We start from the raw sequence: 24,853 nt of genomic DNA on the forward strand, positions 1-24,853 counted from the left end.
TTGTCGCGACCGCACACATCGCAGATCACGCTGCCGAGGGGACCGCGGAGCGACGGTCGAGTCAAGTAGCCGGTGCGTTCTCTCGAGCAGGCGGGGGAGCCGCTCAGCGCCGACCGAGCTCGGTCCGCACCTCGAGCAGGAGCTCGAACCCGACGAACTGCGCGATCGCGGTGGCCCGGTCGTAGTTGGCCGTGTCCTTCCAGCCCGCGAGCAGCACCGGCCGGTACACGCAGCTCACGCCGAGCACCGCGCGGCGCGACACCTCCAGCTCGACGCCGACGCCGCCGAAGATGAGCGCGCCCCCCGTCTCGGCGCCCCACTCGTTGCCGTAGATGACGCCGCCGATCCCGGCGGAAAAGTACGGGGCCGCTCGGTAGCCGATGTCCGGCAGGTACCTCATCTCGGCCCGGAGCTGCTGGAAGATTCCAAGCCGGTAGAGGTTGCTCGAGTCCATCTTGGTGAACTGGTACGCCCCGCCGAAGTACCAGGGGCCCGGCGAGCGGTAGCCGCTGCGGATCGCGAGCCCGCCGCCGCTGCCCAGGATGCACGAGTACAGGGGGCCCGACCGCGGGCAGGCGGCGCCTGCGTCGAGGCTGATCTCCGCCGCGAGCGCAACGCCATACTGCGCGTACTCGACGTGCAGCGGCGGCGGCCGGGCGGCGAGCGCGACGCGCGGCTTGACCGGCGGCAGCGGCTGCGCGGAGACGGCCTCCGCGTCCTGCGCTGGCAGCGCGGCGCCCGGCGCGGCGGAGGGGAGGGCGCCCTCGACCTCGCCATCGCCGTCGGGCGGCGCGGCCGCCGCCATCGAGGACAGCAGGGCGCCGGCCGCGATGGTCGCGACCGCGAGCGCGCCGGGCGGAGGTCGTAAACGCACGAGTTGCTTGAGATACGCGAGAGATCCGCCGCGGGCAACGCTCCTTCGCGGCGCGGGCGGCGGGGCCGGGCGCGGCCGTCCGGGGCTCCTCGGCGCCGTCGGGGAGGCCCTTGGAAAAGACGGGGTGAGGAGGGGGGCGTCGAAGGGCGGCGAGCGATCTCTTGAAGCTCGACCCCATACGCCGCTTGACGGCAGATGCGAGGGTCGCCTAAACGAAGCCACCTTCATGGAGATTCACCTCGACAAGCGTGCCGTAAAGCAGATCCGCCTCTCTGCGGCGGATGCCGTTGAGGAAGGCGACACCGAAGCGCTGCGCGAGGACGTCCTCGAGGCGTTCTCGGAAGAGCAGGTCGAAGAGATCGAGCGTCGCCTGGACAGCGGTGATTTTTTTGAGTTCTTGACCGACGTGCTCGACGAGTGGGGGGGCGACGACGTGGACGAGCTCTTCGAGCTCCTCGAGACGCAGCTCGGCGATATCGGCATCGACCTCAAGTACGAGCCGCGCGAGGACGACGACGAGCTCGACGAGGCCGAGGACGATGACCTCGGAGACGACGACGACGAGGAGGGCGACGACGACGACGCCGAGCTCGAGCCCGCGGACGACGAGGACGACTGAGCGCGGGCGGCCCGCCGTGGCGACGCGCCGCCACGGCGACGCATGCGCGACGCTCCCGCGTCAGGGATCCTTCCCGCCGTCGAGCTCGCGGAGGATGTAATCGGCGCACGGGCGCTTCGCTTCCGGCTCGGGGAGCGACGGGCAGATGGCGCGCGCGCAGCGCGCGTAGCGCGAGTCGGGGAGCTCCCGGGTGATCAGGGCCGCGGTGGCGCACGCCTCCTCGGTCCGGCCGTCCTCGCGCCACAGCTTCGCCTCGGCCCAGAGCGCGTCGTCGCGAAGGATGGATGCGGGGTGGTCCGTGTAGAGCTTGCGCAGCTCGCGGCGCGCGGCCGCGCGATCGCCGAGCGCGTCGCGGTAGAGGCGCGCGATCTCGAGCTGCGCGTCGTCGAACTTCCCACGGTCGTAGCTGCCGGTGACGGCGGACTCGCGCGCCGCGAGCATCTCCCGCAGGTAGCCGATCGCCTCCCGGGGGCGCCCGAGCGCGGCCGCGAGCTCCGCCGCGCGGAAGAGCGCGTCGTCCGTCAGGCTGCCCGCGGGGTACGGGTGCGCGCGCGCGGTGGCGACGAGCGCGCGCAGCGCGCCCTCGCGATCGCCGCTCCGATCGAGCAGGAGCGCGGTGTGGTAGGCGACGTCCTGATCGAGCGCCGTGCCGCGGAACGCGGGGCCGTGCTGCCGTAGCCACGCGAGCGCGCCGGCCGCGCCGGCGCGCTCCTCCTCGCGGCGGATGAGCCGCTTCAGGGCGTTGCGCGCGAGCCCGTGCGACGGGTGGCGCCGCGTCGCCGCGAGCAGCTTCGCGTGGCCCGCGTCCGTGTCCCCGTGCTCGATCTCGAGATCGGCGAGCTCGAACTCCGCGCGCTCGGAGCGCGGCCCGTCCGGCGAGTCGGCGAGCAGCCGCTCGTACGACGCGCGCGCCTCGCTCCAGGCCTCCGCCCGCTCGAAGGAGCGCGCCTCCAGGAGCCGCGCCTCGTCGCGGTCCTTCACGCGAGCGGCGCGCGCCGCGGCGCCGTCGAACGAGCGGGCCGCCTCGCGGTAGCGCCCCGCGTGGTAGGCGCGCTCGCCCGCGGCCATCGCGGCGAGGTAGGCGTCGCCGCGCGCCGGCGCGCACGCGGGGCCGAGCAGCGCGGCGATCGCGAGGGCGAGCGCCGCCGCGGAGGTGTTGGCGGCGCGGCTCATGCGCGCGCGCCGGCGCCGGCGCGACCGCTCGGCTGCGAGAGGACCTCGGCGAGCGCCTCGGCGAGGGCGCTCGCCGCGGGCGCGACCTGCTCGGGCGCGACGTCGAGGTGGGTCACGGCGCGGACGGTGGTCCTGCCGGACGCGCTCACGAGCACGCCGCGCCGCCGCGCGGCGTCGACGAGCCGCTCGGCCGGGGCGCCGGGCGTCTCGATGTAGAGGATGTTCGTCTCGGGCTCCTCGATCGCCGCGGTCGGCGCGTCTGCCTGCCCGCGCGGCGCCGCGTGCGCGACCGCGCGCAGGGCCCGCGCGATGGCGCGCGCGGCCTCGTGGTCGTCGGCGATGCGGCCCCGGTGGTGCGCGAGCGCGTGCAGCGCGGCGGCCGCGAGCACGCCGGCCTGCCGCATCCCGCCGCCGAGCATCTTCCGGAAGCGGAGCGCGGCGCGCACCGCGTCGGCGCCGCCGCACAGCGCGGAGCCGACCGGGGCGCCGAGCCCCTTCGAGAAGCAGACGCTCACCGTGTCGAACGGCGCCGCGAGCTCGGCGACGGTCCGGCCGGAGGCGACCGCCGCGTTCCAGATGCGCGCGCCGTCGAGGTGGAGCGCGAGCCCGTGCGCGCGCGCGACGTCGGCGATCGCGAGCACGTCGTCCTGCGGGAAGATACGGCCGCCCGCGCGGTTGTGCGTGTTCTCGATCGCGACGACGCGCGTGCGCGGCAGGTAGTACTGCGGCGGCTTGATCGCGTCCTCCACGTCCGCCGCCGTGAACAGGCCGCCGCGCCCGGCGAAGACGAACTGCACGCCGCTCCACGCGGGCGCGGCGCCGCTCTCGTAGAACGCGCAGTGCGCGCCCTCGCCCGCGATCACCTCGTCGCCGCGCTGCGTGTGGCAGAGGAGCGCGATCTGGTTGCCCATCGTCCCGCTCGGCACGAACAGCGCGGCCTCCTTGCCCGTGAGCTCCGCGGCGCGCTCCTCGAGCCGGCGCACGGTCGGGTCCTCGCGGTACACGTCGTCGCCGACCTCGGCCGCCGCCATGGCCGCGCGCATGGCCGCGGTCGGTCGGGTCACGGTGTCGGAGCGGAGATCGATCATCGCTTGCATGCTGAAACCTCGGCTGTCGGCCCCGGCCGACACGTTAGCACCGCGCCCCTCGCCCCTACGCGGGGCTCGCCGCCGCGAGCGCCGGGAAGCGCTCGGCCATCCGCCACGCGATGCGCGTCGCCATCGCCATGATCGGCACCTGCGAGTTCACGCCGATGCTCGTCGGGAGGATGGAGCCGTCCGCCACGAACAGCCCCGGCAGCTCGAAGCACTCGCCGCTCTGGTCGACGATCCCGCGGCGCGGGTCGTTCGCCACGCGCGCGCTCCCGAGCGGGTGGAACGCCATGCACTCGATGCGGCGCGCGTCCACGGGCGCGCGCTCGGCGGCGCGCGCGGCGTCCATGGACGTGATCGGCGGCGCGCCGAGCAGCGCGGTGTAGACCTCGCGCGCGCCGGCGGCGATCGCCATCTCGCTGAGGATCGTGATGGCGCGGCGGAGACGCGCGAGGTCCCGCGGCGCCATCGCGTACGTGACGATCGGCTCCCGGCCGAGGCCGCGGCGGACGCGGCCGCCGCCCTCGTCGTGGATCATGGCGCCGAAGACGGCGCAGCGCGGGAGCGCGCGGACGCGCCGCCGCAGCGCGGGCCCGACGCCGGGGAGGCCCGCCGCGAGCACGTTGACCGCCGAGTACACGCCGACGAGCTTGATCCCCTCGGCGTCGAAGTGGTCGGAGTACACGCTCTGGAGCGCGCCGTCCCAGCCGTTCAGGGCGTCGTCGAAGCGCGCGACGACGCGCACCGCCGGGTGCAGCGTCACGTCGTGGCCGAGCGCGCCGCTCGACCGGAACGGGCCCGCCGTGCCGAGGAGCAGCGGCGTGTGCAGCGTGCCGCACGCGGCGACCACGACCTTCGCGCGCACCCGGAACCGCCGCGGCGGCGCGCCAGGCTCGCCGCCGAGCAGCCGCCCCTCGACGCCGGCGGCGCGCCCGCGCGCCACGGTGATCCGCTCGACCAGCGCGTCGGCGACGACGCGGGCGCCGCGCGCGGTGGCCGACGGCAGGTAGGCGACGTCGACCGAGCGCTTGGCCCCGGCGGGGCAGGTGAAGTTGCACCGGCCGTTCCCCTCGCACGCGTCGCCGGTGTTGCGGCGGAGCGGGCGCATCGGGATGCCGAGCCGCGCCGCCCCCTCGACGAAGCGCGCCGTGGACGCCGAGCGCAGCGCCTCGGGGACCTCGCGCACGTGGAGCCGCTCCTCGACGCTCTCGTACGCCGCCTCGAGCGCGCGCTCCGACAGCTCGCCGAGGCCGAGCTCTCGCACCCACCGCGCGTGGACGCTCCCCGGGATGCGGAAGCAGACCCCGCCGGTCACGACCGACGATCCGCCGACGGCGCGCCCCAAGGTGAGGGAGATGATCGGCGTCTGCCCCACGCCGAACGCCGTGAGCATGCCGCCGTCGCGGAACAGCCGCCGCAGCGATTCGCTGGGCGTCCAGCGCTGGTACTCGTCGGGGCGGTGGTAGGGGCCCTCCTCCAGCACGATCACGCGGCGCCCAGCCTCGGCGAGCAGCGCCGCGACGACCGCGCCGCCGGCGCCGGAGCCGACCACGACGACGTCGCACGCCTCATCGAACCCCGCCGGCAGGTCGCGCCCGCTGACGATCGGCTCGCCCGACGCGATCGCGCCGCTCACGCCGCCCCCTCCGCGCCCGGCTCGCTCGTCGCGTCGGCGGGCTGCGCGCGCGCGCCGTCGCGCGGCGTCGCGAGCGGCGCGTCTGCGGCGCGCAGCGCGGGCAGCCGGCGCCGCGCCGCGGTGCTCTCGCGGTCGAGGCCGGTGAGCGCGAGCTCCGCTCCCTCCTCGAACGCCGGGATGCACAGCGGCACCTTGAAGGCGAGGAGCAGCATCGCGAGCAGCCCGAAGCGGCTCGACTCCAGCGCCTCGAGGTAGGCCAGCCGCCGGCCGAGCGGGAGGCGGCTCATCCGGCTGACGGCGCCGATCACGAAGAGCGGCAGGAGCTCGAGGCAGACGGCCAGCAGCGCGAAGCCGCGCCGCGTCTCGGGGCTGCCCTGCCCGAGCGAGAGGTCCAGCGCCGCGACCGCGCGCTCGCAGACGCCGGCGCCGGGCGGGACGAGCTCTCCGCGCTCGTCCGCGTCGCAGAGGATCGCCTCGGCCGCGGACCACGCGACGCGTCGCGTCCACGGTGCGAGCCCTCGCCCGGGGCGCTCCAGCCGATCGAACCCTCGCGCGGCGGGCCCGCGCGCGCTCTCACCCGCGTCCTGCATGGCCGCGAGAGCCTAGCCCGAATCGACCCGGCGCCGAGCGCCAAGGGAGCGCGCGTGGCGGCCGGGTGACCCCGGGCGCTGGCCTCCGCCACGCGGAGGGGGCGCCTTGCGGATCGGCTCCCGGCGCGCCGCTGCGCTCCCGGCGCGCCGCTCGGCGTCCCGGCGCGCCGTCGCCCTCGTTCGCCGGGCGCGCTCCGCGAAAGCAGCGGTGACGGGCGCGCTCCGCGGAAGCGACGGTGAGACGTTCGCGCGTGGTTGCACAACGACACGCTGACGGTTCGCTGTAGTGCGTCGGAGAGTCCGCGCGGCGCGGCGCGGGAGCGCGCTGCGCGGCGGCGCGCGCGGGCTGTCCGTCGCGGATCCGGTTCTGGTATGCAGCAGAGCGGCCAGGGGGACACGGAGGAACGATGGCGGAGCGATCGCTGCAGCACCGGGATCCTGACAGCAAAGACGACGAGACGCTGAGGCGAGAGGCGCGCGTGCACCTCGCGAGCGAGCCCGCGCTGCAGCTCGTCGCCGAGCTGGTGGCGCGGCTGCGGGAGCTCGACCTGCCCTGGTGGACGCCGGTCAAGCTGCGCGAGCGCTTCGGCGCGGTCGAGCGGATGGACTGGTTCCGCGAGCGGAGCGACATCCGCCAGCAGATCACGACGTCCCTCACCGGCCTCTCGCCGCGGGCCGCGCGCCGCAAGACGCCGGACTTCCAGGGCGCGCTCATCGACTCCGTCATCGACGAGGGCGACATCACCCCGCGCGCATTCGAGGCCGCCTTCGACCCGCGCGATCTCGCCGTCTACGGCCCGGCCGGCGGGTACTGGCAGTTCTTCCGGGAGTCGATGCCGTGGGACGAGGACACGCCGCAGCACCAGGAGATCGTCGCCTGGCTGCTCAAGGCGCTGCTCGCGGACCGGAGCCCGTTCGAGGGCATCGGGAGGACGCCGATCCTGACGCCGTGGGACGTGCGCACGGCGATCGACGGCCGGCTCTGGCAGACCCGGATCCCGATCGAGGTCCGCGTCGCGATCGACAACGCGCGGCTCAAGCAGGAGCGCGAGCGCCCGGGCGTGCCGTTCCACGCCGACGGCGAGCTCGCGATCGCCGGGCCGGACGTCATCGCCGCGAACATCCCGCCGCGCGAGATCCTCCCCGTGGTGCAGCTTGCGCAGAAGGCGATGCGCTTCGACGTGTCGCGCGCCGCGCCCAAGGCGGACGCGCCCAAGGCGGCGCCCCCGGAGCTGTCCTCCGGTCGCAACGGCGCGACCGCGTCGACAGCGACGGCGGCCGGCGCGCCGGTGTCGGGCCCCGCGTCGCCCGGGAGCGCGACAGCGTCGAAGCCGGCGGCGTCGGCTCCCGCGTCGCCCGGCGGCGCGGCCGCGTCGACAGCGACGGCGGCCGGCGCGCCGGCGTCGGGCCCCGCCTCGTCCGGCAGCACGCCCGTGTCGGCTCCCATCTCGGTGTCGGCGGGCGGGGCGCCCGACCTCGGCTCGGCGGGCAAGCCCGCCGCTCCGGCCGGGGCTTCGTCCGGCGCCGCGAGCTCGCCGCCCGGGGGGCTCGCTGCCTCGGTGAGCAGCCCGCCGAGCGGCTCTGCCGCGACGCCGAGGGCCGCCGGGAACATCACGCCGCCGAGCGCGATCGTCACGAGGCCGTCGTCCGCGCCAGGCGCTGCCGCGGCGGGCGCCTCGCCGGGGGGCGAGCCCGCGCGCGGTAGGCTCCCGAGCGACCCGGGCGCGTTGTCGGCAGCGCGCGGGTCGACGCCGCCCCCGCCGCCGGTGCTGCGCGCGTCGACGCCGCCCGCGCCGCCGGCGCCGCGCGGGTCGACGCCGCCCGCGCCGCCGGCGCCGCGCGCGTCGACGCCGCCCGCGTCAGCGCCGTCCGCGCCGGCCGCGGCCGGGGTCGAGTCGCTCGACGACCTCGAAGCGGAGGACGGCGACGGAGACGAGGACACGGGAGCGGAGAGCGAGCGCACGAACCCGTGGGCGGTCGCGGGCGCCGAGAAGAAGCTCGACGCCGAGCTGGACGGCCTCGACGCGCTGGAGCTGTCCGAGGGCGGAAAGCCGTCCGACAGGACGTAGCGCGCCGCTCCGTCGCGGGCGCCGCGCGTCGCTCGCTGCCGCGTCGCCTCGCTCGCGGCGTGTCGCGCCGTCGCCGCGCCGCATCCGCTGGCTTCACACTTCTTCACGCGCGCTCCCGCACATCCTTCACACGCCCTGCGCAGCTTCGTCGTGGCTCTGGGCCGCGCGTCTGCGGCCCGAGCCCTGGCAGTCCGGGGCCGCGCGTCTGCGGCGCCGGCGCTGCCGCCGGGGTCGCGCTCGCGTTCCGAGGAACCGAGGCCGCGCGCACTTGCCCCGTGCACGGATCGACAGCGGAGACGCTCACGGAGGGTATTCATCATGTTGGGATTCCTGGTTGGAACGGCCTGTCTGATCGGCCTGATCGCGGTGTTGCGGCGCGGAGGCCGGTACGATTGCGGCGGCGCTCCCTGGGGCGCCGGCCCCTGGGGCGCCGGGCCGCACGTCCACCGCCGGCGCGGCTTCGGCGGCTTCGGCCTTCGCCGGCGCTTCTTCCTGTCGTTCCTCTTCGACCGGCTCGGCACGACCCCGTCGCAGGAGAAGGTGATCGTCTCGGCCATCGACGAGCTCCGTGCCGCCGCCGACGCGCAGCGGGGCGAGATCCGCGGCACGCGCGTGGACGTCGCCGCCGCGGTGCGCAGCCCGAGCTTCGACGAGACCCGCCTCGGCGAGCTCTTCGCGCGGCACGACGCCGCGATCGAGTCCCTGCGCAGGGCCTCGGTCGGCGCGCTCGGGAAGATCCACGCCGTGCTCGACGACCGGCAGCGCGAGCAGCTCGCCGATCTCATCGAGATCGGGCCGCCCGCGTTCCGCGATCTGTGGTCGGGCAGGGCCGGGTGGCGCGGCCATCACGCCGATCCCTACAGGACCCACGGCGAGTGGGCGTGAAGGAGGCATCGAGACCATCATGCGACGCCAGATCACCATCACGCTGCTCGTCCTCGGCACCGTCTTCGGCTTCGCCTCCGGCTTCTCCTCGCTCCGCTGCCGGACCGAGGCCCGCCGCGACGCCTTCCAGCGGCACGTCGCGTCCCTGTGCGTGGACGCCGCGCGCCAGGCAGAGCGCTTCGAGCGCGCCGATCGCCGCCCGCCGCCGGGCGACTCGCCCGCGCGAGCGGGATCGTCAGAGGCCGACACCGGCGCGGGCCGCTGAGCTATAAACACGGGGAGCGGCGGCCGCGCGCTGCCGCCCCTGCACCCGGGTCCCCTCCATGGCGCTGCGGCTCCTGCTCATCGACGACGACACCAGGCTCCACGGCTTGCTCGCGAGCTACCTCGAGCAGAACGGCTTCACGGTGACCGTCGCGAGCGACGGCGCGCGCGGCCTCGCGGCCCTCGCCGCAGGCACCTTCGACGCCGTCCTGCTCGACGTGATGATGCCCGGCATGGACGGCATCGAGGTCGTGCGCCGCATCCGGCAGAAGAGCTCGATGCCGATCCTCATGCTCACCGCCCGGGGCGACGAGGCCGATCGCGTGGTCGGCCTCGAGATCGGCGCCGACGACTACATCGCGAAGCCGTTCAGCCCGCGCGAGCTGCTCGCGCGCCTCCGGGCCGTGCTCCGCCGCGCCACGCCCGACGCCGCCGGCGAGCGGATCGTGGCCGGCGACATCGCGATCGACGTGCCCGGCCGCGTGGTCACCGTCGCGGGCAAGCCCGCGGATCTCACCGGCATCGAGTTCGACATCCTCGTCGCCCTCGCGCGGCGCGCCGGCCGCGTCGTCGCCCGCGAGGCGCTCCTCGAAGAGGCCGGCCGCGGCGACGTCAACGTCGGCGGGCGGACGGTCGACGTGCACATCTCGCACCTGCGGCAGAAGCTCGCCGACGATCCCAGGTCGCCGAAGCTCATCAAGACCGTGCGCGGGGTCGGCTACGTGCTCGCCAAGGACCGCGCATGAAGCGCTGCCGGTCCTGGCTCTCCGAGAACCGGAGGAAGGTCTCGATCGGCCGCTTCGTCAACGCGCGGCTGCACCGCCGGATCTTCATGTGGTTCGGCGCGACCATCCTGATCACCGCGGTCGCCGCGATCGCGACGACCGGCGCCATCGATCGCGTCGGCAACTCCGGCTGGCGGCGCGAGCACGCCCGCGCCCAGTCGTTCGTGGGCCACCAGTTCCAGCGCGTCTGGGGCGACCCCGTGGCCCGCGACGCCCTCGCCCGCGTGATCGCCGAGGATTTCGACACCGATCTGGAGCTGCTCGACGCGACGGGGCGGAGGCTCGCGCGGTACGGCCAGCCCTGCCGGGTGCAGGCGCTGATCGCGCAGGTCCGCGGCGAGAGCGGTCCGCTCGGCACCGTGCTCCTCTGCCCCGGGCGCGGCCGCTCCGGCGCGTCGCTCCGCCTGGCGCTGCCGCTGCTCGCGGTGGCCGTCGTCCTGTGGGCGGCCTCCGGCCTCATCTCGCGCCGCCTCGCCCGCCCCCTGGTCGATCTGGCCCACGTCGCCCACGAGATCGGCACCGGCAAGCTGTCGAGCCGCGTCCGGCTCGACCGCCACGGACAGGGCGAGGTCAGCGTGGTCGCCGAGGCGGTCAACGACATGGCCGCGCGCATCGAGCGCCAGCTCGCCGACCAGCGCGAGCTCCTCGCCGCCGTGTCGCACGAGCTCCGCACGCCGCTCGCGCGGATCCGCCTGCTCACCGAGATGGCCCGCGGAGGCGGCGGGACGAGCGCGCCCGTGCTCGACGATCTCGACCGCGAGGTCATGGAGATCGACGCGCTCGTCGGCGATCTCCTGGCCAGCTCGCGCCTCGATTTCGCGGCCCTCACCCTGACCCGCCTCGACCCGGCCGAGACAGCGGTCCGCGCGGTGGAGCGCGCCGGGCTGGATCCCACGCTGCTCGAGGTCGTCGAGGGGACGCCGGCGTTCGAGGCGGACGCGACGCTGCTCGCGCGCGCCCTCGCCAACCTGCTCGAGAACGCGCGCGCGCACGGGGGCGGGGCGGATCGGGTGCGGGTCCGTCCCGGCGGTCCGCGCAGCGTCGTGTTCGAGGTCGAGGACCGCGGGCCCGGGTTCGCGGAGGGCGAGGAGACGCGCATCTTCGAGCCGTTCTTCCGGCGCGAGCGGTCGCAAGGCAGCGACGGCGGCGCCGAGCGCGGGTCGCTCGGCCTGGGCCTGACGCTGTGCAAGCGCATCGCCGAGGCGCACGGGGGCCGCGCGTTCGCCGAGCGCCGCGAGGGCGGCGGGGCGCGCGTGGGCATCGAGCTCGCCCTGCGTCCGCCCGCCGGCGACGCGCGATCGAGGAGCGCTCCTCGCCGCGCGTAGCCCGCTGCGGGCATCGCGGCGGGGCGTCCCCGCGCGAAGCCCGCTGCGGGGGCGTTCCCGCTTGACCGCGCGGCGGCGCGGGTGCGACCCTCCCTGGGCTCGCGACCATGCGAATCCTCCTCTGCGAAGATCAGGACGCGATCCGGCGCATGATCGAGGCGCTGGTCGGCGCGAGCGGCCATGAGGTCATCGGCGTCGGCACCGGCCCCGAGGCGGTGGAGCGCGCCTTGACCGAGCCGTTCGACGTGCTGCTGCTAGACCTGATGCTCCCCGGGAGCATGGACGGCTTCGAGGTCTGCGCCCGCCTCCGCGCGGACCCCGGCACCTCCAGCCTGCCGATCATCGTGATCAGCGCCCTCGACGACGCCGAGTCGCGCGCCCGCGCCGAGAAGCTCGGCGCGACCGCCTACTACGCGAAGCCGTTCCGGCCCCTCGAGCTCCTGGAGCACATCGGCGGGCTCAAGGCCGCGCGGCGGGGCTGAGGCAGGGGCGCAGCGACCGGCGGCCGACCGGCCGGCGCAAGAGCGCGCTGGAACATGGGGCGGGATTTGGCTACACCCCGCCGTCATGCACACTCGGTGGCGCGGGATCACGGCTTCGACGTTCGCGGCGGTCGCCCTGGCGGGGCTCGTCGCGGGGTGCGACGGGGACAAGAGCAAGGCGCAGGTCGCCGCCGACTCGAACGCGGTCGACGCCGGCCCGCCGCAGCCGGTGCTCGGCGGCAAGCTCGGCGCGGAGCTCGCGGCGGCGGCGTCGGGCGCGCCCGCCGAGGGGCGGCCCGCGCCGGGCGGCGGCCCGACGGACGGCCCGCCGGAGAACGGCGTCTTCTCGCCGCAGGCCGCGGCCGCCGCGCTCCCGAAGGACATGCCCTACAAGATCGAGGTCGTCGACGAGGGCAGCGAGCCGAGGGCCAGGCTCGCCCCGAAGATCGACCCGAAATCCGAGCAGAAGCTCAACATCACGCTCGGGCTGCGCATGGGCGGGCCGCAGGGGATGCCGAACCTCGACCTCGGCGTGAGCCTCAAGGCAGAGAAGCCGGCGGACAAACCCAAGGAGGGCGCCGGCGCGGCCGCGCCCGCGGCGAGCGCGGCGCCGACGAAGGTGATCGCGAAGGTCACGTCGGCGACGCTCGCGTCGATGTCGATCGGCGGCCCGCCGAAGGAGCTCGCGGACGCGCTCGCGAAGCTGAAGGGGAGCGCGCTGCACTACGACCTCTCGCCGGCGAACGCGGTCAGCAACCAGAAGCCCGAGCTGGCCAAGGACGCCGATCCCGGGCTCCAGCCGCTCCTCGCCGCGCTCGGGGAGGCGATCGCGCTCGTCACGCCGCCGCTGCCGGACAAGCCGGTCGGCGCGGGGGCCTACTGGATGGTCACCGACCGCGCCGTGGCGTCGGGCGCGCAGCTCCCCGTGCTGCGGTACCGGGTCTTCAAGATCGAGAAGGTGGAGGGCGACGTCGTCTCGATCAGCGTCGACACGCGTCAGTACGCGGAGGGCGCCGATCTTAAGCTGCCGGGCCCGAACGGCGAGGTCACGCTGACCATCGACCGGCTCGAGTCCTCGGGCAAGGGCACGCTCACCTGGTCGCCGTCGAGCTTCGCGCCGGGGACCGCCGACGCCTCGCAGCGGCTCCAGGCGCTGCTCGTGCCGCCCGGCGGCAGCGGCCAGCCGGGCGCCCAGCGCAGCGTGGCCCAGGTGGAGCTGACGGCGAAGTTCGCCGCGCCGGCGGCTCCGTAGCGCCGGCCGCCGCGACGGCGGCGGCAGCGCCGCAGCGCCGGCCGTCCGGGGGCGGCCCCCGGCGCCGCCCCGAGCTCAGCCCGGCGGCCCGGCGCATCGGGCGGTGTGAGCGCGCCACGCTCGCCGCTGTGCACCCGGCGCGGGCGCTCGCTCCTCGACCTCGTTCCCCTGCGCCTGCACCGCTGCCCGCGACGAGGGCGTGCGTCCTGGTCGCTGGTCGCCAGGCTGGAAGATCCGGACAGCCGCGGCGCGCCCCGGAGCGGCGCGGCCGCGCAGCGCGCGTTGGCTAATCCCGTGCATGAGCGCCCGTGCGGGGAGGCGTGACGGCCGTCCGACCCGGCTGACAGAGCGGGCCGGCAGGCGGAGCCACGGTGCAGGCGGAATGACCTACGGGTGCGCGCGAAACACGCACGGGTGCAGCCTCGAGGCCTACCTCGAGGAGCCAGGCCTCACCGAGGGGCAGCGGCGGCGGCTCCGGCTGTTCCAGACGGTGGAGACGGCCGTGAGCGATCGCGTGGAGGAGCTGTGCACATGCAGCGCGCTCGACGTGACCGACGCGGCGATCCTCGTCGTGTCCCCGGCGGCGCGCCGGCTGTTCTTCCGCAGCGCCGCGTCGACCCGCGCGGATCCGCCGGGCGCGAGCATCGTCCTCGGCCATCGGGCGCGGCTGTACGCGTTCCTGCACGCCGTGCTGCCGCCGGCGGAGGAGGCGCCGTGCGATCCCTACGCCGACCTGCTCGACCCGTCCCCGCCCCAGTGCGTCCGCGTGCTGATCCTCGACGAGGACTCGCTCACGATCCTCAACTACGGCGCGTTCGTCGTGGTGAGCCTCAACCGCAGCGAGATGCCGAAGGCGTAGCGATCTTCCCCGCGCGCTGCAGCTCGGAAGCTCAGAAGCGCACGGTGATGCCGCGCGGGCCGAGCGCGGCGCGCGGCGGGGCCTTCCCGGCCGGCGCGCCGGCGGGGTGGCGATCGAGGAGCAGCACGAGCACGCCGGCGCCGGCCGCGAGGATGCCCGCGCCCGCGACGAGATCGCCCGCGAGCGCCTGGGCGCGCGCGGCGTCGGCCGCGTCGCCGTCCCGCGTCGGCGCGTCCGACGCGCTCGCGACCCCGAGCAGCCCGATCGCCACGCCGGCAGCGACGGTGGTCAGCCCGCCGGCGAGCAGCGCGATCGGCACGACGCGGCTCGTCGCGGCGTCGGGCGCGGCGCTCGAGGCGCCGCCGCCCAGCGGCGCGCTCGCCTTCGACGCCCGCGGCCCCGCGGACGCCGGCGCGGCCTCGCGCTCCAGGCTCAGCACGACGACCACGCGGCTCCCCGGCGCCGCGAAGAGGCTGCGCCGCGCCTCGCGGTAGCCCGGCGCGCTCACGGCGACCGTGTGGCTCCCCGGGTTGAGCGGCCGCGGTCGATCGAGCGCCGCCGCGGGCACGACGCCGCCGTCGATCTTGACCTCGAGGCCCGCGACGTCGGCCGGGGACAGCCTGAGGTCCAGCGCCGCGACCTGGCGCTCGAGGTCCAGCGCCGCCTGCCGCGCGAGCGGCTCGTACTCCTTCGTCGCCGGCGCGGACGGCTCGAGCAGGAAGGCGCGGAAGCTCTCCAGCGCCTCGACGAGCTGCCCCGTCTGCTGCTGCGCCACCCCGAGGCTGTAGAGCGTGATCGGCGCGCGCTTGATGGCGAGGGAGCGCTCGTACCGCTCCCGCGCCTGCTCCCAGCGGCCCTGCCTCGCGAGCTCGGATCCCTCGATGAAGATCTCGCGCGCGATCGCGACGTCGGCCGCGCTCTGCGCGGCGGCCGGCGCCGGCGCGGAGAGGACCCCCGCCGCCGCGACGAGGAGGGCGAGGGCGCCCGCGAGCGCGCGGCGATGTCGGCGCGGCGTCACGGCCTGAACCGCTCCCCGTCGGGCGTGAGCCCGGGCCCGCTCAGCCCGGACCAGAGGATGAGCTCCGTCCCCGTCCAGACCCCCACGCCGTAGCTGTGCGTCCGCTCGGCGGACGGCATGTTTGCGGCCCACCCGCTCAGCGGGTCGTACAGCTTCCCGTCTCTCCTGGCCATCGAGCCGTTCCACCCGCCCGCGATGAGCGCGCGCGTCCCGGTCCAGCCGGTCCAGCCGGTGAGCCGCTCGACGCGGCCGCGCTCGGAGGGCTGCCCCGCGTCCGTGATCCGGCTCCACGCGCCGGTCGCCGGATCGTAGCTCGCGCCGTCGTCGAGGGCGGCGCCGCGCTCGCCCTGGCCACCCCAGACGAGGAGCTGGTTGCCCATCCACACAGCGAACGCGTCGCGCCGCGCGCTCGGCGCGCCCGCGCCTGGCAGCGTCCGCCACGCGTCGGTCGTGGGGTTGTAGGCGTACCCCTCGCTCGTCGGACCGGCGCCGGCCTGCCCGCCGAACAGGTAGAGCTCCGTGCCAGACCAGGCCCACGCGACGCCGTCGCGGGCAGGGGCCGCGCCGGTGCTCGCTGCAGGCGTCCACGCGTCGGCGACCGGGTCATAGAGCGCGCCGCCGGCCACGGGGATGCCGCCCGCGTGCCCTCCCCAGATCAGCAGGCGCGTCCCGGTCCACACGGCGATCGGCGCACGCCGTGGGGCGGGGGCGTTCGCGGTGCTCATCGCGCGCCAGGCGCCCGCCGCCGGGTCGTAGGCGCCGCCGGTGGACAGGCCCGACATGCTCCCGAACGAGCCGCCACCCCACACGAGCACCCGGGAGCCGGTCCACGCCGCGGAGGCGAGCACGCGCGGCGTGGGGGCGCCGTCGCGGCCGAGCGACGACCACCTGTCGTGCGCCGGATCGTAGATCGCCCCGTCGTCCACGTCGCCCGTCGCCGTGCGGCCGCCCCACACGAAGAGCGCGCTCCCGACCCAGGTCGCCGCGGCCAGCTGCCGCGGCGCGGGCGCGCCGGTCTTCGCCATGGGCACCCACTGGGGCGTGCACGCGCCGTTCTTGCAGGTGCGCCCGCTCAGGCACGCGTTCCCGCACGCGCCGCAGTGGTCGGTCGACCCCAGGTCGACGCACGCCCCGTCGCAGGCCACGAGGCCAGTGGCGCAGGGCGGGATGCACGCGCCGCCGGAGCAGATCTCGCCGTCGCTGCAGTCGGCGCTGGTGCAGCACTGGCGGCACGCGACCAGGCTGCAGCACTGCTCGCCGGCGGCGCAGCCCGTGCTCCGGCACGCCGCGCCGCCCTCGACGCACACGTCCGTCGTGCAGCCGTCGCCGTCCGAGCAGTCCGCGTCCGAGCAGCAGGCGCGGCAGGCGTCGCCGCAGTCGTTCGGCGTGAACCCCTCGCACGCGCACGCGCCCTCGACGCACGCGGCGCCCGGCTTGCAGGCGACGCCGCAGGCGCCGCAGTGCAGCGGATCGCGGGCGATCTCGGTCTCGCAGCCCGGGGCGGCCGGATCGCAGTCGGCGAAGCCCGCGTCGCAGGCCAGCGCGCCGGTCTCGCAGTGCTGGTGCGGCCCCGCCGCGACGCCGCACGCGCCGCAGTGGGTCGCGCTGCGCTGCGTGTCGACGCACGAGAAGCCGCACGTCGTGAGATGCGCGGCGCACGCGACGGCGCACGTCGTCCCGTCGCAGTACGGCGTCGCCGGATCGCACGGCGCGCCGCAGGCGCCGCAGGTCGCCGGGTCGGTGCTGCTGGACTCGCAGCCGGGCGCGCCGTCGCAGTCGAGGAGCCCGTCCGCGCAGGCGCAGCCGCCGGGTAGATCGCAGGTCATGCCGGCCGCGCAGGCGTCGTCGCAGCCCCTGCAGTGCGCGCTCGTGCCGAGCGGGGCCTCGCAGCCGTCGTCGGGCGAGCCGTTGCAGTCGCCGTACCCCGGCTTGCACCCGCAGGCGCCCGCCTGGCACTCCATGTTGGGCCCGCAGGTGACGCCGCACGCGCCGCAGTGCTCCGGGTTCGAGGAGCCGTCGATCTCGCACCCCGTGTCGTCGCGGTCGTCGCAGTCGAGCAGCGGCGGCGCGCAGGCGCACTGGCCCGCGTCGCAGATGGCGCCCGAGGGGCACCGGAGGGAGCAGCCGCCGCAGCGTTCGGGATCGCTGGTGAGATCGACCTCGCAGCCGTTCGTCACGATGTTCCCGTCGCAGTTGTCGAAGCCGAAGACGCACTCGGACGAGCAGTGGCCGCCAACGCAGAGCGTGTTCAGGCACGGCGCGCCGCAGGCGCCGCAGTGCGACGGGTCGTTCAGCACGTTGGTGCACGATCCGCCGCAGCACGACTCGCCGGCGCCGCAGGCGTTGCCGCAGGCGCCGCAGTGCGCCGCGTTCGCGCTCAGGTCGACGCACGCGCCGCCGCAGCAGGCGCCGTCCGGGCAGTCCGGCGCGCAGCCGTCGCCGGGGCCGGCGGCCTCGGACGGCTTGTCGGACAGGGCGCTGTCCGCGAGCAGCGAGCAGGCGCCGGTGAGCACGGCGAGCGCGAGCAGCAGCGGCCAGCGCGCGCCGAGCGTTGCCTCGCCATGTCGCCTCCCGCGCGCGGAGCTCTCCTGGGCGGGCATCGACGTCAGAAGTTGGGCCGGGCCGGGACCGGCAGGGCGGCGCCAGACGTCTTCGGGCTCGTCCGCGGGGTCGCCGCGCGCCGCGAGCCGGTGGGCCGCGGAGGCGTCGCGGCCTCCTTGTCGCCGGCGTCCGCGGCGCCGCTGCCCGCCGGCTCGCGGCGCGGCTCGCTGGCGGCGCGCTGCGGACCGTCGGGCTGCCGCGCGGCAGCGCGCTGCGGCGCCACGCCCGGGGTGACGACGGGCGGCGACGCCGCGGCCGACGCGGGGGGCGGCGCGTCTCGCGGCGCCGTGGGCTGCGCCGCCGGCGGGGCGTCCGCGCCGCTGTCGCGCGAGGGCGCGGCGCGCTGGGAGAAGAACGCGAGGCCGAGCGCGCCGAGCACCGCGATCGCCGCCACGGCGAGCAGCGCGACGAGCCACCGCCCGCCGGTCGGGCGCGCGACGTTCTGGCGCGCGACGTCCAGGTGCGCCGCGTCCAGGTGGGCGACGTCCCCGCTCGAGAGCGTCTCCTGGCCCACGCTGCCCCTCGGCGCCCGCGTGGCCGGCCGCTCGGAGAGCGGCCGCTGCCCGCCGTCGCTCAGCCAGTGCACGGCGATCGAGGTGCCGGTCACGTCCTCCTCGACGCCTTGCTCGGTCGCCCACCGCGCGAGCGCCACGCCCATGTCGCGCATGGTCCGCCAGCGACCGGAGCGCTCCTTCGCGAGCCCGCGCGCGATGATGCTCCACAGCGCCGCGTCGCCGGCGCCGAGCTCGGTGATCGGCGTCGCGTCCTTGACGAGGATCGCCGCCACGAGGTCGTGGTAGTTGCCGCCCTGGAACGGCTTCTGGCCCGTGATCGTCTCGTAGAGCACGACGGAGAAGGCCCAGACGTCGGTCTGCCCGTCGACGTCGGTGATGCCGCGCGCCTGCTCGGGAGACATGTAGTCGGGGCTGCCGAGCACCGTGCCCGCCATGGTCACGTCGCCGCCCGCGGTCTCGCTCCACACCTTCGCGATGCCGAAGTCGACGATCTTGGGGGTGATGTCGCCGCGGTCGTTCTTCACGAGGAAGATGTTCTCGGGCTTGAGATCGCGGTGGACGATCCTGCGATCGTGCGCGGCGGCGAGGGCGCTCGCGATCGGCAGGAGGATGCGGAGCGCGGCCGTGGGCGAGAAGCGCTTCCGGCGCTCGATCGCCTCGACGAGCTGCTCTCCCCGGAGGACCTCCATCACGATGTACGGGTCGCGGTGATCGGACTCCCCGAAGTCGAGCACCCGGACGATCGACGGGTGATCGATGCGCGCGGCCGCGCGCGCCTCCTGCGCGAGGCGCAGCGACGCCTCGGTCGAGGTGACCTCGCGGCGGATGAATTTGATCGCCACGTCGATGTGCAGGACGTCGTTGTGGGCCAGCCACACCATGCCCATGCCGCCTTCACCGAGGACGTAGCGCAGCCGGTACTTGCCGCCGATCACGTCGCCCTCGCGGTAGATGCGCCGCGTCGACCGCGAGGGCGCCGGCTCGAACGACGGGAGCGGCGGCGACTGCAGCGACAGATCGAGCGGCTCCAGGTCGCTCGAGTCGGGGGCGCTCGCGCGCGGGAACGCCGCCGAAGAAGGGGAGGAGCGGCTCCCGTCCTCAGCCCGCAGGGTCGAGCCCGTCGATGGGGCGGGCGCGGAGGTTGAGCGCGGCGGCATGGAGCGAGCGTATTCTATCCGTGCTCGCTCCCTACAGCCATGGTCTCGCGCGGCCGATCGCGAGGCGGATCCGCGCGCGGTCTCAACGTACGTGGCCAGCGCAACGGCGCGCGCGGTCACCCCGACGGCGCGCGGCCTCCGCGAGCGGGCGCGTCGTCGCCCGAGGCACACACGTCGCGCAACGTGCGACGACCTCCGACGGGTCGGTGGCCGGCCTTGTGCTCCACGAGGATCTTCACGCGGGGCCCGATGCGCACCGTGAGCGGACCCCTGTGCTCATGGACGTCGCCATCGCACACGTAGTGGACCACGCCTGACCTCGCCTCGAGCACCGCGCGCCGCGCGATCTTCTCGAAGGTGTGCTCCTCGCCCATCGGCCGCGCCCGCCAGACGTCGCGAAGCTTCCTGACGAAGCCGAGCGCGGTGGTGTGGATGCCCAGCATGTGGAAGCTCTCCGGGAGCTCGTCGTAGCGGTGGAACGGACGGAACCCGAGGCCGATCTGGTCCACGGTGCCGGCGGCGACGGCGAGGTAGTCGCGGTCGGGGAACGCCGAGCCGTCCTCGAAGTGCACGCGGCCTTGCCAGCGCGCGGCGACCTGCGTGTCGGTGTTGAGGAGCACGGCGGCGCTCGCGCGGGCCAGGACCTTCGCGGCCCAGATCGCGCTCCGCTCCTCGCTGCGGTTGTACTCGGCGATGAACCCGTGGACGCAGCCGGTGCCGAAGATGAAGCCGTAGTGGGCTCCGATCTGCATCACGTGGCGCTCGATGCAGCGCAGCGGGTGGCGGCCGCGGTCGGTGTACCGGGCGATCAGCCCGGCGAGCAGGCCGTCGGGGCGCCCGCGCGGGACGCCGACGGCGTTGGCCACGGTGTTCATCGTGCCGCCGCGCAGGAAGGCGATCGGCGGCAGCGGCTCGTCCTCGTAGACGTCGAGGAAGCCGGTGATCGTGACGTGGTTCGTGCCGTCGCCGCCGGAGATGCCGAGCACGTCGATGTCGAGCTTCCGGAAGTCCTCGGCGATGCGGGCGAGGTCCTCCCGGGTGCGCGCGGTGCGGACGACGCCGTGGTCCCCGAGCGTGCGCGCGAGCCGAAACGCGGCGCGGGGATCGCTCAGGTTCTGGCGCGAGCGGGGGTTGATGATGACGCCGATGCCGCCCATCTAGCGCCGTCCTTTCGGCGTCTTCCACCGCGGGTTGATGTGGACCCGCATGACGTCCGCCATCAGGCCGAGGTGGGCGCAGTGGTCGGGCTTGTCGTCGCCCGTGTACCCGCGGACGTGGAAGTCGCCGCGGTCGAAGCGCTGGATCATGTCGAGGCCGAGCACGTCGCGCCGGGAGGAGCCCCTCGGCTTGCCCCGGAGCTGCTTCACGATGAAGTCCGCCGTCTCCGCGGTGGACGCGTAGCCGGGCGGAAGGATGGAGGAGTGGCTCATGAACATGAACGCCTCGCCCGCCGCGGCGCGCCGCGCGAACGCGATGAACGGCTCGATCTGCGCGACCTTGAGCTTGCGCTGCTGCTCGTCGGCGTACCCCGCGTGCAGCGAGTCGAGCAGCACCAGCGCGTCGACGCGCTTGCCGGCCGGCTGCCGCAGGATCTGCTCGACGGCGCCGTAGCCCGCGCTCCACGACGAGAGGCCGAGCTTCCGGACGTACGCCTTCTTCTTGCCGGTCTTCTTGGCCACGGCGCGCTCGATGCTGTCGAGCAAGTTCTCGAACACGTACGGCGCCGAGAACGCGCTCGTGTAGGCGCCGGAGCCGATCCCGAGATCGATGCCGACGAGGACGGCGCCCTCGGCCGTCTTGACGAACTCCTTCCGGAGCGCCTCGTGGCCGTGGAAGTGGATGATGAGGTCGAAGCCGCCGCGCTTGGTGACCCCGCCGCGGTGCGGCATGATCATCTGCCCGATCGAGGGCGCGCGGGACCACCGGTCGTAGACGCCCCAGCCCGGGTCGGGCGTCATGCACGGGTTGATGTCGCCGCGGCGCTTCTTCGAAGGGGCGGAGCGGCTGCTCGTCGCCCCGGGCCGCTCGCGCCGCGCCGGGCTCCGCTCGGCGCGATCACCGGCGGCCGCGCCGCCCGCCGTGGAGGGCGATGCCTCCGCGCCGGCGGCGTCCGTCGCCGGCGCGCCGTCAACCTGCTCGGCCTGGGGCGGGTCGGCCTGCGGGGGGCTCTCGGCCTGCGGAGGGCTGGCCGGCGGCGCGGCCTGCGCCGCGGGCGGAGGCTCCGGCGGCGGGCTGGCCTGCGGGGCGGCCGGGTCCTGCGCCGCTGCAGGGGGCGCGGCGAGCCACCAGGTGGCGGCGAGCAGCGGGAGGAGCGCCCAGCGCCCGAGGGGCCGGCGGGCCTGCAGAGGATGTCTCATGTCGGGTTGGCCTCCATTCCATGGAACGGCGTGTGGATCGAGCGCTCGGTGCACGGGCGCCGCCTCCGCCCTGTCCTCCGCGGCGCTCCGCGCGAGCCGGGCGGCGCGCAGGGGGCCGGCGGCGCTCCCCCGCGGTGGCCGGCGTCACCGCGGCGGCGGCTTGCCCTGGTGGAGGGCGGCGCCCGCGTCGGCGGCGGCGAGGATGCGCTCCTCGGCCTGCGAGGCGAGCTTCTCGACCGCCGCGGCCGCGTCGGCGGGGGGCAGCGAGCGCAGGAACTGGATGAACTCCGGCTCGAGGCCGGGCTTGACCCCGCTCAGGACGAGCACGATCGGGATGGCGGGCTTCTCGACGTCGGCGAGCTCGGTGGCGCGGGCGCGCCAGCGGCTCGCCCCGAGCGCGAGGCGGAAGGCCCACTGCGCGCCGAGGCCGATGAGGAGGCCGGCCATGACGCCGGCGACGAAGAGATCGGCGTCCTTGGGGGCGAGGAGGGCGGCGGAGAGCCCGCCGATGGCCGCGCCGATCACGATGCCGGGCTCGCCGCTGTTGTGCGCGGCCGCGGTCTTCAGGATCTCCGCGGCCTGCATGCCCGGGCGCCCGCTGCGCACCGCGTCGCGCAGCGGCAGCAGGGTGGCGAGGCGGCGCATCGAGGCGGCCCGCACGCCCAGGTAGCTGATGAGCAGCGCGCAGACGGTCAGCCCGACGCCGACGCTCACGGCGACGCGCCGCGAGAAGACCCCTTGCGGCAGCGGCTCGCGGACCATCGCGGTGAGCGCGCGCTCCCGGTCGCGCTCGGCGGTCGTCTTGTACGCGGCCTCGGCGTCCTTCGTGGCCTGCGCGACCTTGTCGGCGGGGATGTCGCCGAGCAGCGAGAGGAGCTGCTTCGCCGCCTCGAACTGCTCGGTCTCCGCGGCGCCGGGCGGCGTGATCGCGGCCGCCTTGGCGATGGCGTCCCAGGCGGGGATCGCGCTCACCCGCGCCCCCAGGATCGCGTCGGTGGCCTCGCGGCAGCCCGCCAGGATCTTGGCCTGCTTGTAGACCGGCTGGGCCGAGGCCCACGCGAGCTGCTTGTCGGGCTCGTTGGGCTTCGGCGGCGGGGTGCGCTGCGGGCGCGTCCTCGTGGTCGTCGTCGGCGCGGCGGGCTCCCCGCCCGCGGGCGCGCGTGGATCGAGGTTCTTGAGCGCGCCCCCGGGCTTCTCGGGGTCGGACATGCGCGCCGCTGTCGCGAGCTTCTTGAACACCTCGATCTCGGCGATGAGCTTCTCGCCCGCGAGGGCGCAGGCGCGCGCGGGGGCGATGCGGGCCTCGGACTCCTCCGCCTGGCGCCGGGCGCTCGGGTCGGGGACGAGCCTGCCCTCCACGGTCACGAGCTGGAGGACCGCCGCGGCGATGCACAGGACGAGGATGGCCGAGGCGATGAAGGTGGCGCGGACCTCCTCGCGCCGGGTGTACTCGTTCACGCTCGCTCCCTCGGAAAGACCGGAGATGGGCAGGCCGCCTGCCAGGTCGGCGCGAGGGCGGCGCGCGCGAGCGCGGCCGCACGGCCGATCCGCCACGGAGCGCCGCGATCGGCGTCGCGGCCGTTACGGCAGGGGGACACCGAGAGAGCGCGAGCCCGTCGCATGCAGTCCACCGTTAAACCAGATGCCGGACCGATACCACAGGGTCGCTCGCGATGGAGCGCGCAGCGTCCTCGCGCCCACGTCCACGCTGCCCGGCGCGGCGGTCTGCGCGCGCTCTTTGACGAGACGCACGACGCACGACGCGCGCGCGTCCTGGAACTTGCTCCGCCCCCGGGCGCTTCGTGTAAGGGTGCGTGGACGCACGTAAAGGCACGTAAGAGCGCGTAAAGGCGTGCAGAAGCGCGGAGAAGGCGTGGAGGCTGTCGTCACATCCCACAAGCCCGTCGAACCCGCTGTCCCGGCGCGTGCCGCGCTGCCCGCGCAGGCGGAGGCGGCGAGCCGCGGCGCTCCGGAGGCGACGCTCGGCGCGGCGGCGGCGCCCGGCGCGGCGGCGGCGCCTGCTCGGGCAGCGCGAGGAGCGAGCCGAGGCCTGTGGATCTCGTCGACCTACTTCGCCGAGGGGCTGCCCTACGCGATCGCGCACAAGGTGGCGGGGGAGTTCTTCACGGCCGCGGGGGCGAGCCTGGAGATCATCGGCCTCGTGTCGCTGTACGGGCTGCCGTGGAACCTCAAGTTCCTCTGGAGCCCGCTCGTCGACCTCCACGGCAGCTCGCGGCGCTGGCTCGTGGGGTGCGAGATCGCGCTCGCTGTGATCCTCCTCGGGCTGGCCGCGGCGGCGGACAGCGGCGCGCTCGGGCTTGTCGCGGCGCTGTTCGGTCTGGTCGCCGTCGCGGCGGCGACGCACGACATCGCGGTCGACGGCTTCTATCTGCAGGCGCTCGACAAGGACGCGCAGGCTGCCTTCTCCGGGCTGCGGGTCGGGGCCTACCGGCTCGCGCTGCTCGCGGGCGCGCTGCTGGTCGCGTTCGCGGGCTGGGCGAGCTTCGGAGCGTCCTTCGCGGTGGCCGCGGTCGGGCTCGCGCTGCTCGCGGGCGCGCACGCCGTGGGGCTGCCGCGGCCGGCTGCCGCGGCGGCCCCGTCCGGCGCGGGCGCCGCGCCGCCGGTCGACCGCGCGCCGGGTGCCGCTGCGGCGACGGGGGCCACCGCGCCCGGCGCGGCCGGTCTGCTGCGTTACGTCGAGCCGTTCCGGGTGTTCCTGCGCCAGCCGCGGATCGCGTCGAGCCTGGCGTTCATCCTCTGCTATCGGGCCGGCGACGCGCTCATGTTCGCGATGTCGTCGCCGCTGCTCAAGAGCCTCGGCCTCGACACGGCGGCGCGGGGCAACGTGGGCGGGGTCGGGACGGTCGCCTCGATCGCCGGCTCGACGCTCGGCGGCGTGCTCATCAAGCGGTGGGGGCTCTCGCGGACCATCTTCCCGATCGCGCTCGTGCAGAGCCTGGCCATCCTGCTCTACGTGGCGCTGGCGTGGTCGCGGCCGACGCTCCCGTGGATCGTCGCGCTCGTCACGCTCGAGCAGTTCGTCGCCGGGGTCGGCACGGCGGTGCTCGTGGTGTTCCTGATGCGGCGCTGCGTGGACGGGTACAAGTCGTCGCATTTCGCGATCGGGTCGGCGCTCATGTCGGTCTCCGCGACGTTCGCCGGCAGCGTCAGCGGGTACCTGGCCGCCCGCGTGGGGTTCACCGCGTTCTTCGCGATCGCCTTCGCGGCGTCGCTGCCGGGCGTCGTCCTGTCGCGCCGGGTGCCGCGGGACTAGGGCCCTTGCTGGTCGAGCCCGCTTGCG

General features: G+C 75.6%; 21 protein-coding genes. 10 read left to right on the plus strand and 11 right to left on the minus strand.

The window, feature by feature from the left end; all coding sequences use genetic code 11:
• Window positions 1-103 precede the first annotated feature (103 nt).
• On the minus strand, window positions 104-874 hold the full coding sequence (locus tag WME96_RS10235; protein WP_437289962.1) for a hypothetical protein: 771 nt from the start codon (window positions 872-874) through the stop codon (window positions 104-106).
• Between the two features lie 7 nt (window positions 875-881).
• Between WME96_RS10235 and WME96_RS10240 the strand changes: the two genes are divergently transcribed.
• Entirely contained in the window at window positions 882-1,493 is a 612-nt protein-coding gene (locus WME96_RS10240; protein ID WP_437289963.1) for a hypothetical protein, read from the plus strand.
• A gap of 60 nt (window positions 1,494-1,553) precedes the next feature.
• On the opposite strand, the gene WME96_RS10245 is transcribed toward WME96_RS10240, so the two are convergent.
• From WME96_RS10245 to WME96_RS10260, 4 genes are read right to left on the minus strand one after another with little or no spacing between them, the layout of a single operon-like run.
• Entirely contained in the window at window positions 1,554-2,666 is a 1,113-nt protein-coding gene (locus WME96_RS10245; RefSeq protein WP_437289964.1) for a tetratricopeptide repeat protein, read from the minus strand.
• On the minus strand, window positions 2,663-3,763 hold the full coding sequence (gene ltaE, locus WME96_RS10250; RefSeq protein WP_437289965.1) for a low-specificity L-threonine aldolase: 1,101 nt from the start codon (window positions 3,761-3,763) through the stop codon (window positions 2,663-2,665). Before ltaE ends, WME96_RS10245 begins: the two co-directional genes overlap by 4 nt.
• 55 nt (window positions 3,764-3,818) lie before the next feature.
• Complete coding sequence (locus tag WME96_RS10255) at window positions 3,819-5,393, minus strand: GMC family oxidoreductase N-terminal domain-containing protein (protein ID WP_437289966.1); 1,575 nt, start codon at window positions 5,391-5,393, stop codon at window positions 3,819-3,821.
• Window positions 5,390-5,983: a hypothetical protein gene (locus tag WME96_RS10260; RefSeq protein WP_437289967.1), complete on the minus strand. Its 594-nt coding sequence runs from the start codon at window positions 5,981-5,983 to the stop codon at window positions 5,390-5,392. The genes WME96_RS10255 and WME96_RS10260 overlap by 4 nt, the downstream gene beginning before the upstream one ends.
• Window positions 5,984-6,390: 407 nt before the next feature.
• Between WME96_RS10260 and WME96_RS10265 the strand changes: the two genes are divergently transcribed.
• The 8 genes from WME96_RS10265 to WME96_RS10300 all read left to right on the plus strand — a co-directional run bounded on the left by WME96_RS10265 (window position 6,391) and on the right by WME96_RS10300 (window position 13,904).
• Entirely contained in the window at window positions 6,391-8,052 is a 1,662-nt protein-coding gene (locus tag WME96_RS10265; RefSeq protein WP_437289968.1) for a hypothetical protein, read from the plus strand.
• A 318-nt stretch (window positions 8,053-8,370) separates the two neighbouring features.
• Entirely contained in the window at window positions 8,371-8,937 is a 567-nt protein-coding gene (locus WME96_RS10270) for a Spy/CpxP family protein refolding chaperone (protein WP_433935121.1), read from the plus strand.
• Between the two features lie 19 nt (window positions 8,938-8,956).
• Window positions 8,957-9,202 (plus strand): hypothetical protein, encoded by a 246-nt coding sequence (locus WME96_RS10275; RefSeq protein ID WP_437289969.1) that lies wholly within the window; start codon window positions 8,957-8,959, stop codon window positions 9,200-9,202.
• A gap of 58 nt (window positions 9,203-9,260) precedes the next feature.
• On the plus strand, window positions 9,261-9,947 hold the full coding sequence (locus tag WME96_RS10280; RefSeq protein WP_061619168.1) for a response regulator transcription factor: 687 nt from the start codon (window positions 9,261-9,263) through the stop codon (window positions 9,945-9,947).
• On the plus strand, window positions 9,944-11,311 hold the full coding sequence (locus WME96_RS10285) for an ATP-binding protein (protein WP_437289970.1): 1,368 nt from the start codon (window positions 9,944-9,946) through the stop codon (window positions 11,309-11,311). The genes WME96_RS10280 and WME96_RS10285 overlap by 4 nt, the downstream gene beginning before the upstream one ends.
• A 107-nt stretch (window positions 11,312-11,418) precedes the next feature.
• A complete protein-coding gene (locus tag WME96_RS10290) occupies window positions 11,419-11,793 on the plus strand; it encodes a response regulator (RefSeq protein WP_437289971.1) in 375 nt (124 codons plus the stop codon).
• Between the two features lie 85 nt (window positions 11,794-11,878).
• Window positions 11,879-13,045: a hypothetical protein gene (locus WME96_RS10295; RefSeq protein ID WP_437289972.1), complete on the plus strand. Its 1,167-nt coding sequence runs from the start codon at window positions 11,879-11,881 to the stop codon at window positions 13,043-13,045.
• Window positions 13,046-13,427: 382 nt separating this feature from the next.
• Window positions 13,428-13,904: a hypothetical protein gene (locus tag WME96_RS10300; protein ID WP_437289973.1), complete on the plus strand. Its 477-nt coding sequence runs from the start codon at window positions 13,428-13,430 to the stop codon at window positions 13,902-13,904.
• 31 nt (window positions 13,905-13,935) lie between these two features.
• Here the strand turns inward: WME96_RS10300 and WME96_RS10305 are convergent, their stop codons facing one another.
• The 6 genes from WME96_RS10305 to WME96_RS10330 form a co-directional block, all read right to left on the minus strand.
• A complete protein-coding gene (locus tag WME96_RS10305; RefSeq protein WP_437289974.1) occupies window positions 13,936-14,922 on the minus strand; it encodes a hypothetical protein in 987 nt (328 codons plus the stop codon).
• Window positions 14,919-17,522: a Kelch repeat-containing protein gene (locus tag WME96_RS10310; RefSeq protein ID WP_437289975.1), complete on the minus strand. Its 2,604-nt coding sequence runs from the start codon at window positions 17,520-17,522 to the stop codon at window positions 14,919-14,921. Before WME96_RS10310 ends, WME96_RS10305 begins: the two co-directional genes overlap by 4 nt.
• A 5-nt stretch (window positions 17,523-17,527) precedes the next feature.
• Window positions 17,528-19,195 (minus strand): protein kinase domain-containing protein, encoded by a 1,668-nt coding sequence (locus WME96_RS10315; RefSeq protein ID WP_437289976.1) that lies wholly within the window; start codon window positions 19,193-19,195, stop codon window positions 17,528-17,530.
• 116 nt (window positions 19,196-19,311) lie between these two features.
• A complete protein-coding gene (locus WME96_RS10320) occupies window positions 19,312-20,352 on the minus strand; it encodes a diacylglycerol/lipid kinase family protein (RefSeq protein ID WP_437289977.1) in 1,041 nt (346 codons plus the stop codon).
• Complete coding sequence (locus tag WME96_RS10325) at window positions 20,353-21,552, minus strand: hypothetical protein (RefSeq protein WP_437289978.1); 1,200 nt, start codon at window positions 21,550-21,552, stop codon at window positions 20,353-20,355.
• A gap of 144 nt (window positions 21,553-21,696) precedes the next feature.
• Window positions 21,697-23,010: a hypothetical protein gene (locus WME96_RS10330; RefSeq protein ID WP_437289979.1), complete on the minus strand. Its 1,314-nt coding sequence runs from the start codon at window positions 23,008-23,010 to the stop codon at window positions 21,697-21,699.
• Between the two features lie 415 nt (window positions 23,011-23,425).
• On the opposite strand from WME96_RS10330, the gene WME96_RS10335 reads away from it, so the two are divergent.
• A complete protein-coding gene (locus WME96_RS10335) occupies window positions 23,426-24,826 on the plus strand; it encodes an MFS transporter (RefSeq protein ID WP_437289980.1) in 1,401 nt (466 codons plus the stop codon).
• Window positions 24,827-24,853 lie beyond the last annotated feature (27 nt).

The sequence above is a fragment of the Sorangium sp. So ce406 genome, from assembly GCF_051474675.1.
In the GTDB taxonomy this organism is placed as follows: domain Bacteria; phylum Myxococcota_A; class Polyangia; order Polyangiales; family Polyangiaceae; genus Sorangium; species Sorangium cellulosum_G.